The 12,078-nt window shown below is 41.3% G+C and carries 11 protein-coding genes and 1 tRNA gene; 8 read left to right on the top strand and 4 right to left on the bottom strand.

From position 1 onward, the window contains the following. Positions 1-237: 237 nt before the first annotated feature. The 4 genes from EJ103_RS03450 to EJ103_RS03435 all read left to right on the top strand — a co-directional run bounded on the left by EJ103_RS03450 (position 238) and on the right by EJ103_RS03435 (position 2,566). Positions 238-705: a DUF4405 domain-containing protein gene (locus EJ103_RS03450; protein ID WP_126006063.1), complete on the top strand. Its 468-nt coding sequence runs from the start codon at positions 238-240 to the stop codon at positions 703-705. Further along, positions 705-998: a hypothetical protein gene (locus EJ103_RS03445; RefSeq protein WP_126006061.1), complete on the top strand. Its 294-nt coding sequence runs from the start codon at positions 705-707 to the stop codon at positions 996-998. Before EJ103_RS03450 ends, EJ103_RS03445 begins: the two co-directional genes overlap by 1 nt. A 78-nt stretch (positions 999-1,076) precedes the next feature. Then, positions 1,077-1,793 (top strand): GDSL-type esterase/lipase family protein, encoded by a 717-nt coding sequence (locus EJ103_RS03440; protein WP_126006059.1) that lies wholly within the window; start codon positions 1,077-1,079, stop codon positions 1,791-1,793. Further along, positions 1,793-2,566 carry a polysaccharide deacetylase family protein gene (locus tag EJ103_RS03435; RefSeq protein WP_126006057.1) on the top strand — a complete coding sequence of 258 codons (774 nt, stop codon included), beginning with the start codon at positions 1,793-1,795 and terminating at the stop codon, positions 2,564-2,566. The genes EJ103_RS03440 and EJ103_RS03435 overlap by 1 nt, the downstream gene beginning before the upstream one ends. Before the next feature lie 80 nt (positions 2,567-2,646). Here the strand turns inward: EJ103_RS03435 and EJ103_RS03430 are convergent, their stop codons facing one another. Continuing rightward, entirely contained in the window at positions 2,647-3,009 is a 363-nt protein-coding gene (locus tag EJ103_RS03430) for a hypothetical protein (RefSeq protein ID WP_126006055.1), read from the bottom strand. A 158-nt stretch (positions 3,010-3,167) separates the two neighbouring features. Further along, positions 3,168-3,252 (bottom strand) — tRNA-Leu (locus EJ103_RS03425). A 306-nt stretch (positions 3,253-3,558) separates the two neighbouring features. On the opposite strand from EJ103_RS03425, the gene EJ103_RS03420 reads away from it, so the two are divergent. Next, on the top strand, positions 3,559-4,059 hold the full coding sequence (locus tag EJ103_RS03420; protein WP_126006053.1) for an RDD family protein: 501 nt from the start codon (positions 3,559-3,561) through the stop codon (positions 4,057-4,059). 298 nt (positions 4,060-4,357) lie between these two features. On the opposite strand, the gene lptG is transcribed toward EJ103_RS03420, so the two are convergent. Further along, complete coding sequence (lptG, locus tag EJ103_RS03415; protein ID WP_031289389.1) at positions 4,358-5,425, bottom strand: LPS export ABC transporter permease LptG; 1,068 nt, start codon at positions 5,423-5,425, stop codon at positions 4,358-4,360. Next, on the bottom strand, positions 5,422-6,534 hold the full coding sequence (gene lptF / locus EJ103_RS03410; RefSeq protein ID WP_024031637.1) for an LPS export ABC transporter permease LptF: 1,113 nt from the start codon (positions 6,532-6,534) through the stop codon (positions 5,422-5,424). Before lptF ends, lptG begins: the two co-directional genes overlap by 4 nt. 308 nt (positions 6,535-6,842) lie before the next feature. On the opposite strand from lptF, the gene pepA reads away from it, so the two are divergent. The 3 genes from pepA to EJ103_RS03395 all read left to right on the top strand — a co-directional run bounded on the left by pepA (position 6,843) and on the right by EJ103_RS03395 (position 11,978). Further along, the gene (gene pepA, locus EJ103_RS03405) at positions 6,843-8,354 is read left to right on the top strand and encodes a leucyl aminopeptidase (RefSeq protein ID WP_029772475.1); all 1,512 of its coding nucleotides are present in this window, start codon (positions 6,843-6,845) and stop codon (positions 8,352-8,354) included. A 269-nt stretch (positions 8,355-8,623) separates the two neighbouring features. Continuing rightward, positions 8,624-9,070: a DNA polymerase III subunit chi gene (locus tag EJ103_RS03400; protein ID WP_004588472.1), complete on the top strand. Its 447-nt coding sequence runs from the start codon at positions 8,624-8,626 to the stop codon at positions 9,068-9,070. Between the two features lie 55 nt (positions 9,071-9,125). Then, a complete protein-coding gene (locus EJ103_RS03395) occupies positions 9,126-11,978 on the top strand; it encodes a valine--tRNA ligase (RefSeq protein ID WP_126006051.1) in 2,853 nt (950 codons plus the stop codon). Positions 11,979-12,078 lie beyond the last annotated feature (100 nt).

The raw sequence follows: 12,078 nt of genomic DNA, 5'->3' as shown, positions 1-12,078 counted from the left end.
CATACCAATCCGCAATAATACTTAATCATTTTTAGGGGCTAAACGTGTCGCAATCTGCGTTAAAAAACTCTCATTTACGACTGTATGGATGCAGAAGATAGAGCAATGCAGGAGCAATTGCCGAGAACAACTAAATAGCGAATTTTTTGCCTTGCTATCAACACGTTTTTCCATCCTCAAAATAGTTCACTTAATTATGCGGATGGGTATTATAAATAAATTATTTCAGGGTCAATAATGTCTGATTGGAAACAAAACTTACAAAAGTTCCGTTATGTAATGGACACCTTACTGCTTATTAGCTTTATGCTAGTAAGTGCACCTCAAGCCACTGGCATCCCTTTACACGAGTGGTTTAGCCTATTTTTTATTATCCCTTTTGTTATACATTTATTGCTACATTGGGATTGGGTAACACGCAGTTTTGGCCGTTTATTTGCCAATATAACAGCACGTGAGCGCTTTAATATAGTGTGGGATTACCTACTTTATTTAATGATGTTATTAGTGTTTGTAAGCGGCTTTTTAGTGTCGGTGGCTCTACTACCCGCACTTAATATTAGTTTAAACATTCAAGACTTTTGGTCGAAAATACATCACGATTCAGCCACCTTCATTATGCCCATGCTAGGTGTGCATTTAGCGCTTAATTTTTCTTGGATAGTAAAATTGACTAAACGCATGTTTGCCAAGGAGGCTAAATAATGAAGCACCTAAAACAACAGTGGAAAATCCGCACCAGCATTGTGTTAGTTGTATCTGTTTTAGTGAGCCTTTTGCTGGTTAGTTTAGAGCTCACCAACTGGGCCGCACAAATAAATCAGCAGGGATACTCCCACGGTGCAGCTGAGGGTGAAAAGCCGAAAATAGCCCCTATTTTGATGTACATTTTACCCTTTGTAAAAGAGCTTATTTTAATAGGCGTACCTATGCTACTTACTTTAGGGATTGCTAAACTCTTAGGCTTAATAAAAAGGGTGGTTAAAAACAAAGTCTGAATACGAATGCAACACGTATCAAAAACCGGCGTTTATAGATACATTGCTAAGTTAGTATGTCTATAAGCGCAGGTTTTTATGAGTTATAAACCAAGTAATTACACACTCCAACACATCACTTTTCTACTTGGCACATTAATTATAGGTGCTGTATTAATAAGCTTTAAAGCTAATGCCGAAAAGGCAATTCCTTTTCAATCGCAATGGCTAAATAACCACTATGCTGAGCGTATAGCCCATTTTAAGCTACAACCTTTACGCAAAGGCGATATTGTATTTATTGGCGATAGCATTACAGAGCAAGGGCTAAATTGGAGCATTCGGTTTAACGACCTACGCGTAAGAAACCGCGGTATTAGTGGCGATATGACCTACGGTGTTTTAGCGCGTTTAAACGAATTAAAAGCAGCCCCGCCTAAAGCTATATTTTTAAAAATTGGCGTTAACGATATTTTTAATTACCATTATATAAAGCAAGTTAAAGACTTAGCGTCGGTGAGTGAAAATATCGAAAAAATAGTGACTCAGCTCAATGACTCACTCCCAAATACACAAATTTATGTACAAAGTATTTTGCCCGATCATCGCAATTTTATAACGCAAATGGTGCAAACGGTTAACCAACAAATTAAAGCAATTGAGCACGCAAACTTTACCTATATAGACTTGCACACCGCATTTTTAGGCCCTCAAGGCACGCTTAAAAAATCGCTCACGACCGATGGCACCCATTTGAATCAAGCAGGCTACGCCCTTTGGGCTGAGCAATTAACTCCCATAATGAAGACTTTATAATGAAGAGTTTATTAATTGCTATATTAATGGCGGCAAGCTTTACGTGTGCAGCCAGTAAAGCGCCTGTAAAAAGCTACCCTAACGGCGCCACTAAAGCTGTTATTTTTAGCTACGACGATGGCGTTATACAAGACAGAAAGCTCGTGGAACTATTTAATAAGTACCAGGTTGTTGGCACATTTAATTTAAACTCAGGATTATTTGCTAAAAAGCTACCGTGGATGAAAGCCTTTACCGGTAAAGAGGGCGAATATATAAAGCAAAGTGAAGTAAAAACACTTTATAAAGGCCATGAAATAGCAAGCCACAGTTACTCACATCCGGGCTTTGCGGGCTTAGATACTGCTGAGTTAAAATTACAATTAGCCCGCGATAAGCACATTTTATCGCCCATAAAAGGCAGCCCCTTGCAGTCTTTTGCATACCCTTTAGGCTCTTACGATAAAACCGCGATGACATTAGTAAAGCAAGCAGGCTTTACTAATGCCCGAACAGTAAACGACACCCTTAATTTTGAGCTCCCTACCAACTACATGGCATGGAACCCAACCGTTCACCACTCAAAAGCAATGCCATTAATAGAGCACTATATTGCGCTTAAAAGCAATAAGCTCACTGTAATGATGATTTGGGGCCATTCGTGGGAATTTGATAAAAACACTAAAAATAATAACTGGGATTACGCCGAGCAGCTTATTCATACAATCTCAAATAAAGATGATATTTGGTATGTATCGGCTGGAGAGTTCATCGCGTTTTTAGAGAATAAGTAAGGTTTATTAGTCGAAATTTATTGCTCTCTAAATAAAAATGCCATGATAAATTATCATGGCATATAAAATTTATTTAGCTATCAATTAGCCTTTTCTTCTTTTACTTCGTAAATTGGGTTCCCTTCAATCTCGTAATATCTTTGTCCGTAAATAAGTGGTATGTACCAATCAATAATTTTTACTGTTACATTTGAAAGACCAACTGCTGCAGGTGCTTTTTCAATGGCGTTATCCATAGCTTCTTTCATATTGCTTCTGCCTGTAGGGAAAATCAATACTGTATGTTTAACATCCTTTCCTGTTACTCGCTCGTTGTAATCAACTCTATGATTACTATTTGTGTGATTCATATTTTTTGTTGAAGCAACGGTAAAATCTCCAATGCGGTGAGTACAACCAGAGAGCGCCATTGTTGCAACTAATAAACCAACTACCTTTTTCATTACTTTTCCTTTTTTCCATTTAATGCCCATTTCTTGGGCTACAACTAAATGCCGTAACTTACTATCTGATAATTAAGAACAAATACACATAAAACAAAAATAAAAATTAATTTCAGACATAAAAAAACCCTAACCAATTTGGTTAGGGTCATAAAAAGTGGTACCAGCGGCCGGGCTCGAACCGGCACGCCTTTCGGCAGGGGATTTTGAATCCCCCATGTATACCAATTTCATCACGCTGGCGTCATTTTTCTTTAACCTTCTAAACACGAGAAGATAAAGAAAAACCACTTTAGAGCTAAGGATTATTTATGTGCCTTCGTCTCTATGCCAAGCATTATACAAACAATAGGGGTGGCAGCAAGCGTTTTATGACATTGGCCTGATCAACCGCTTAACATTTAGACAGCCTGTGCAAAATGTCGTTTACTGGTTGAAGTATTAAATACAGCTAATAATAACGCCAAGGTATATCACTGAACTATAGCGCTTAGTATTTGTGAGCTTTTTTGCTAAACTAGCGCGCATATTAACAGTGAGAGTGTATTTATGTCGGGTGAGTTTCCACAAGCTGGTTTTTGGCGTCGTTTTGCGTCGTTAGTTTATGATACGTTAGCTATTATTGCGTTTGCTATGTTAACGGTTGTGCTCTATTTGTTTGCCGTACAAGGGCTTATTTCACTTGATGTTATTAGTTTAAATGGTGCTGAAGATGTATCGGCACTTATTCAAGAGTCACTGCTGCTGTCGAGTATTCGAAGCGCCCTACTTGTTATTGTTACCTTAGTATTTTTTGGCTATTTTTGGACTAAAAGCGGGCAAACTATTGGCATGCGCGCATGGCGTTTAAAAGTACAAACTAGTGAAGGAAGCTTAATTAGTTGGCCGCAGTCTATTGTTCGCAGCCTAAGTGCCCTGCTTGGTTTAGGTAATCTTGTGGTATTAATTGATTTTAAAAACAAAAAAGCGCTGCAAGACTATGTCTCAAAAACTGAGGTAATTACTCTTACAAAAGAAGAAAACAAACGTATTTACCGCGAGCTAGATTAATACCTATTTATACCAATGCGCAATAATACTTAATCATTTTGCGGGGCTAACTTGTCGCTACCTGCGTTAAAAATTCTCATTTACGACTGCATGGATGCAGAAGGTAGAGCAATGCAGGAGCAACTGCCGAGAGCAACTAAATAGCGATTTTTTTGCCTAGCTATCAAGATGTTTTTCCAGCCTCAAAATTGATCACTTAATTAAGCTGACTGCTAATAGTTTTTGAATAACGCGTTATAAAAACAAAAAAGGTGACCATAGGTCACCTTTTTTAGTATTAAATAAGCGCTTATAACGGCTATACCCGCTTATTCATCATGTACGTAGCAAAGCCTATAAATAGTATACTTGGCAGTACCGCGCCTATAATAGCGGGTATTTGATAAACCATTACCACAGGGCCAAATATCTCATTTATTAAGTGAAATACAATTCCCGTTACTACACCCATAATGATACGCGCACCCATAGTAACGGTACGTAACGGGCCAAATATAAACGACAGTGCAACCAGTAGCATTACGGCAACAGACACTGGCTGCATTAGCTTACGCCACAAGGCCAGCTCATAGGTGCTGGTATCTTGCTCATTTTGCTGTAAATACCCTAAGTACGACCAAAGCCCTGTAAAGGAAAGCGACTCAGGCTTTACCGATACAACACCAAGCTTTTCGCCCGTTAATTGCGAAGGGTAAAACTCTTCATCAATGTGTTCACTGCTTATTTGCTCATCACTAATATGAACCTTGTTTACATCGCGTAATAACCAACCTTCATCACGACCAATGGCCACTTTAGCTTTGGTTATTTGAGTTAAATCGAGTGACTTATCAAATTGATACATGTGCACACCGTTTAAACGGCCGTTTTGATCTACATCTTCAATATTAATAAAGTTGTTGCCATCTTTAGCCCATACGCCTTTTTGTGCATTGAATACATCGCCGCCATAAATTGCCTGATTACGCATTTCTTTGGCGTGTTGTTGCGCCTCTGGTGCGCCCCACTCACCAAGAGCCATCATACACACAGCCATAAACACGGCGGTTTTCATTACCGAGCCTATAATTTGCAAGCGCGACATACCCGCAGCTTGCATTACCACCAGCTCACTGTTTGAAGCCAGTGCACCTAAGCCTGTTAAGCCACCAATAAGCGCGGCCATCGGGAAGAATATAACTAAATCGCCCGGCATACTGTAAAAAGTGTAAAGCGTTGCGGTCATTAAATCGTAACTGCCACGACCAACCGACTTTAGCTGATCAATAAACTTAATTAATGTACTAATCCCTACTAGCACCAACAAAGCAAATCCGGTGGTTTGTAAAATGCTGCGGCCTAAGTACCAATCGAGTGTTTTCATCATGCGCTTAACTCCCGTTTTGTTACAACGGCTTTAAGCCAAGCGCCCAATGGGCGACCTTTTATAATTAATAAACTACCTATAAATAAAGCGCTTAAGTGAATCCACCACAAACCAATTGAAGGCGGTATTTTGCCATCTTCTACGGCAAATTTTGCAGCGTTGAGTAAGATAAAATAACCTAAGTACAAGCTAATGGCTGGCACTAATTTAGCAAACTTACCTTGGCGCGGATTAACCACACTTAGCGGTACTGCTATTAACGTTAGTAACGGAATAGAAAGCGGTATTGCAATACGCCACTGCCACTGGGCTATAGATTCAGAGGTATTGAGTGGCAATAGTTGATTAGTAGGTATTGCTTCTAATTTACGGCGCTGATGCTCTATTTCTTGCTCGCGTATTTGTACGCTGTAGCCATCAAACTGCGTTAAATTAAGAGCCGGTGTTTTGCCATCGGTTTCGTAGCGTTTGCCATCGGTTAGCACTAATTGTTGCTCGCCGTTTATTGCCTCTACCACCACACCTTGTTCGGCATACACTAAACGTGCAAGGTCATCTTTTTCGGTATCTGGCAGCTGCGCTACAAATACTTTGTTTAGCTCTTTACCGCCGTTTTCAATGTTATGAATAAACACCACGGCTTTTTCATTACCGGTTTGTTGAAACCGCCCAGCCCTTAACGCAGATAAACCCGCATCGGCTTTGGCTTGCTCTTTTAATTGGTACTCTTGCTCACTCGCCCACGGCGCAAGGTACATGGTGAGAGAGGCGGCTAATATAGCCAAACCCACACTCGAAATTAAAGTAACGCGTACCACATACCATTCACTCACCCCGCAGGCTTTAAGAACGGTCATTTCGCTGTCGGCGTAAATACGGCTGTAGGCTAAAATAATGCCCAAAAATATACTCAATGGCAGGATCAGCGAAGCTAATTGCGGCAGTTTAAGCGCAATCATCGATAATACTAATTTGGCAGGAATACTCCCTTCAGAAGCATCTCCTAAAATAACCACAAACTTTTGTGACACAAAAATGGTCATTAAAGTTAAAAATACGGCGACCTGCGATTTTAAAACCTCAGCGGTCAAATAACGAAAAATAAGCAATGCTCGCCCCTGTTAAACATAGAATTTCACTACAATAGTGATAATTTGATAATAAAGTAGCTATTTTACCCAGTTTTATCTGGTAAATAAGTCGTTATTATAAGCTAACAAAATTAATTATCCTACCTAAGTGCACGATATATTGTTGCATTAGTAGCCCTTAAACATATAAAGTTCAATTACACAGTAAGAGTCAGAAAAAATCAGCTAAAATTAAGATTATCCCTACATAAGTTACGTAGCGAAGACTAGATTTTATTTTTTTAGCCCCAATTAATAACGTATATGACTCACAACCAGGAGTAACAATGGAATTTAACGTAAAAAGTGGTAGCCCAGAAAAACAACGCAGCGCGTGTATTGTCGTTGGCGTTTACGAACCACGTAGGTTATCCCCCATTGGTGAACAACTCGATAAAATCAGCGATGGTTATATCTCAAATTTACTACGCCGTGGCGACCTAGAAGGTAAGCCGGGGCAAGTGTTATTATTGCATCATGTACCTAACGTTTTAAGCGAGCGCGTATTGCTTGTTGGCTGTGGTAAAGAGCGTGAGCTTGATGATAAGCAATATAAGCAAATAATTTCTAAAACAATTAATACCTTAAACGAAACCGGCTCAATGGAAGCGGTGTGCTTTTTAACAGAGCAACACGTTAAAGGTCGTGATACCTACTGGAAAGTTCGCCAAGCGGTAGAAACAACACAAGATTGCCTATACACATTTAACCAGCTAAAAAGCAAAAAAGTAGACCCTCGTCGTCCACTTCGTAAAATTGTGTTTAACGTACCAACACGTCGCGAGCTGACCATTGGTGAAAGCGCCATTGAGCATGGCTTAGCCATTGCCGCAGGTAGTAAGCTATGTAAAGACGTAGCCAACATGCCACCTAATATTTGTAACCCTGCTTATTTAGGCGAACAAGCGCAAGAGCTGGCTAGCAATTTTGACAACATTACCGTTGATATTATTGGCGAAGAAAAAATGGCCGAACTAGGTATGAACTCGTACTTAGCAGTTGGTCGCGGAAGTGATAACGAATCGGTTATGTCGGTTATTAACTACAAAGGTGCAAGCGATGAGCAAGCGCCTATTGTGCTAGTAGGTAAAGGTTTAACGTTTGACTCAGGCGGTATTTCAATTAAGCCAGGCGAAGCCATGGATGAAATGAAATACGACATGGGCGGCGCAGCCGGTGTAATTGGCGCTATGCGCGCACTGGCACAAATGCAGCTACCTATTAACGTAATTGGTGTTTTAGCCGGCTGTGAAAACATGCCTAGCTCTAACGCGTATCGCCCTGGCGATATTTTAACAACAATGTCGGGGCAAACCGTAGAAGTGCTTAATACTGATGCTGAAGGCCGATTAGTATTATGTGATGCGTTAACTTACGTTGAGCGTTTTGACCCAGATACAGTAATTGACGTAGCAACACTAACAGGCGCATGTATTGTTGCCCTTGGTGCACACGCAACAGGTTTACTGTCAAACCACAACCCACTTGCGCATGATTTATTAAAAGCGTCGGAGCAAAGTGGCGACCGTGCATGGCAGTTACCACTGTGGGATGACTATCAAGATCAACTCGATAGCCCATTTGCCGATTTTACAAACTTAGGTGGGCGCTCTGCTGGTACTATTACCGCAGCGTGTTTCTTATCTAAGTTTACTAAAAAGTATAACTGGGCTCACTTAGACGTAGCCGGTACCGCGTGGCGCAGTGGCGCTAAAAAAGGCGCAACGGGTCGCCCTGTTCCTATGCTTACTCAGTATTTATTAAACCGAGCGGGTGTAAGCGAAGCTACGCACGACTAATAATCTAATTAACCTGAGCCTTATTTAGAAAAGCCACTCAGCAGGTATTTTTAGCGCTAACAGCATTAAATTTATTTGCCATAAGGCAAAAATATTTTAACCAGAGCTTAGGTTATTTAACTTGTATTAAGGCGCCATTTGGCGCCTTTTTTATTGCTGTAATTATCTGTGTATTAATTGAAGCAAACCCCGTTATATGGCAAAATCTGCCTCTTAATTTATGTGTATCAACTATGTGCACATTCAATGTCATGGGAAACCCCGATACAATGAACATGAATGCTCAATTTTTCGTTCTAAAGCAACAAGATGAATCTAAAGCGCAGGCTGATGATCATTTTGCTTTAGCAGCTCAAATTGCCGCAGAGCAGTATCGATTAGGGCATCGTGTATTTATTTTTGTAGATAACGAACACACCGCCTATGCCATTGACGAAACCATTTGGGCATTTGATCCCGACAGTTTTGTGCCGCATAACCTGCAAGGCGAAGGCCCTAAAGCCGGCGCACCAGTAGAAATAGGCACCACGCCTCCTGTTGGCAAACGTAACGTTTTAATTAACTTAGCTACTAACCTGCCTGATTTTATTAGGCGTTTTAGCCAAGTTTTTGATTTTGTACCAGTAGAGTCTGTAGCTAAACAAGCCGCTCGTGAGCGCTTTAAAAAGCTGCGCCAACTTGGTGCCAATATCAGCACGCAAGAGATTAATAGCTAGCCGTTTAGGATAAAGCTAACCAACTAATTTAAGTACTTATTTAAGGTTCTGTGTAATGGATAAAACCTACAATCCGCAAGATATTGAACAGTCGCTATACCAAGACTGGGAACAAAAAGGCTACTTTAAGCCATCTGGCCAAGGCGTACCGTATTCGATCATGATCCCGCCGCCAAATGTCACCGGTAGCTTGCACATGGGCCATGCCTTCCAAGATACAATAATGGATACCCTTACGCGTTTTAAGCGTATGCAAGGTAACAACACATTATGGCAAGTAGGTACTGACCACGCGGGTATTGCAACGCAAATGTTGGTTGAGCGTAAACTACACGCTGAAGAAGGTAAAACACGTCACGATTTAGGCCGCGAAGATTTTATTAATAAAATTTGGGAATGGAAAAACGAATCTGGCGGTACTATCACTAAACAGCTTCGTCGTCTTGGCGCATCGGTTGATTGGGACCGTGAACGCTTTACGATGGACGATGGCTTATCTGAAGCGGTTAAAGAAGTCTTTGTACGTCTTCACAAAGAAAACCTAATTTACCGCGGTAAGCGCCTAGTAAACTGGGATCCAAAATTACACACCGCTATTTCAGACCTTGAAGTTGAAAACAAAGACAAACAAGGCCACATGTGGAATCTGCGCTACCCACTTGCTGATGGCGTTAAAACACAAGACGGCAAAGACTACATTGTCGTAGCAACAACACGTCCAGAAACCATGCTAGGTGACTCAGGTGTGGCGGTTAACCCAGATGACGAGCGCTACACAGATTTAATTGGTAAAGAGATTTTACTGCCAATCGTAAATCGTCGTATCACAATTGTTGCAGATGAACACGCTGATAAAGACAAAGGCACGGGTTGTGTAAAAATCACCCCTGCACACGACTTTAACGATAACGAAGTTGGCAAGCGTCATAAAATGCCAATGATCAATATTTTCGATAAAAACGCAGCTATTCTAAGCCAAGGTGAAACATACACCTTTGACGGTAAAGAACTTGAGTTTGATGCGCCAATTCCTGAGCGCTTACACGGCCTAGACCGTTTTGCTGCGCGTAAAGCGATTATCGCAGAATTTGAAGAACTTGGTTTACTCGAAAAAATCGAAGACCATGCGTTAACTGTACCTTACGGCGACCGCTCTGGTGTGGTCATTGAGCCACTACTTACCGACCAATGGTATGTACGTGTTGCGCCACTTGCAGAACCTGCAAAAGATGCTGTTAAAAATGGCGACATTCAGTTTGTGCCTAAACAGTACGAGAACATGTACTTCTCGTGGATGAACGACGTACAAGATTGGTGTATTTCACGCCAGCTTTGGTGGGGTCACCGTATTCCGGCTTGGTACGACAGCGAAGGCAACGTTTACGTTGGCCGTGATGAAGCTGAAGTACGCCGCGACAACAACATTGCCGATGATATTACGCTAAGCCAAGACGAAGACGTACTTGATACCTGGTTCTCATCTGCGCTTTGGACGTTCTCAACGCAAGGTTGGCCAGAGAACACGGATGATTTAAAAACCTTCCACCCGTCTGACGTGTTAGTAACGGGCTTTGATATTATTTTCTTCTGGGTTGCGCGTATGATCATGATGACGCTGCATTTTATAAAAGATGAAAATGGTAAGCCGCAAGTGCCGTTTAAAACAGTGTATGTTACTGGCCTAATACGTGATGACAACGGCGATAAAATGTCTAAGTCAAAAGGTAACGTACTTGACCCACTAGATATGATTGACGGCATCGAGCTTGAAGATTTAGTACAAAAGCGTACTGGCAACATGATGCAGCCTAAACTTGCCGCTAAAATCGAAAAAGACACGCGCAAAGTATTTGCAAATGGTATTGAGGCACACGGTACCGATGCGCTTCGCTTTACCCTTGCAGCAATGGCATCAACCGGTCGTGATATCAACTGGGATATGAACCGCCTAGAAGGTTACCGTAACTTCTGTAATAAACTATGGAACGCAAGCCGTTACGTATTAATGAACACAGAAGAGCAAGATTGTGGCTTCAACGATGCACAAAAAGAGTTCTCATTAGCAGATCGTTGGATATTAGGTCAATTTGAAGCAACGGTTAAAACCTACACTGAGCACCTTGATAACTACCGCTTTGATTTAGCCGCTAATACACTTTACGAATTCACTTGGAACCAGTTCTGTGATTGGTACTTAGAGCTGACTAAGCCGGTATTATTTAAAGGCAATGAAGCACAGCAACGTGGTACACGTAATACACTCATTACGGTACTAGAAAGCCTACTGCGCTTAATGCACCCAATGATGCCATACATTACCGAAACTATTTGGCAGCGCGTTGCACCACTTGCAGGGCTTGAAACAGCAGGTACCAGCATCATGGTACAGGGCTTCCCTGTTTATAATGAAGCAAACGTTGATGCCCAAGCTATGGACGACTTAGAGTGGGTTAAACAGTTTATTTTAGCAATTCGTGTTATTCGTGGTGAGATGGACATTAGCCCAAGTAAGCCACTTAACGTATTACTAGCTAACGCATCAAGCGATGATGTGCGCCGCATTAACGAGAACGAGTCATTTATTGCCTCGCTTGCTAAACTTGAATCGTTCACCCTGCTTGAAAACAAAGACGATGCACCAGCGTGTGCAACATCATATGTTGGCAACCTTGAAATTATGATCCCCATGGCGGGCTTAATTGATGTTGAAGCAGAGCTTGCACGTATAAACAAGCAACTCGAAAAAGCAGAAAAAGGCCTAGCCCAAGTGCAAAACAAGCTGGCTAACGAAAAGTTTGTAAATAACGCACCAGAAGCCGTACTTGCAAAAGAGAACGCGAAGCTTGCTGAATTCACTGATGCTAAAACCAAGCTACTTGAGCAAAAAACTAAAATAGAAAGCTTATAATTTTAGTTGCCTGCTAAAGCAATTTAACAGGCATTAAAAAAGCCGCTCACTGTTAAAGTGAGCGGCTTTTTTGTGCCCTGCGATTAACCACAAGGCACAA

Source organism: Pseudoalteromonas sp. Xi13 (assembly GCF_003952205.1).
GTDB classification, from domain to species: domain Bacteria; phylum Pseudomonadota; class Gammaproteobacteria; order Enterobacterales; family Alteromonadaceae; genus Pseudoalteromonas; species Pseudoalteromonas atlantica.
This window is presented reverse-complemented; position numbering and strand designations above follow the sequence as displayed.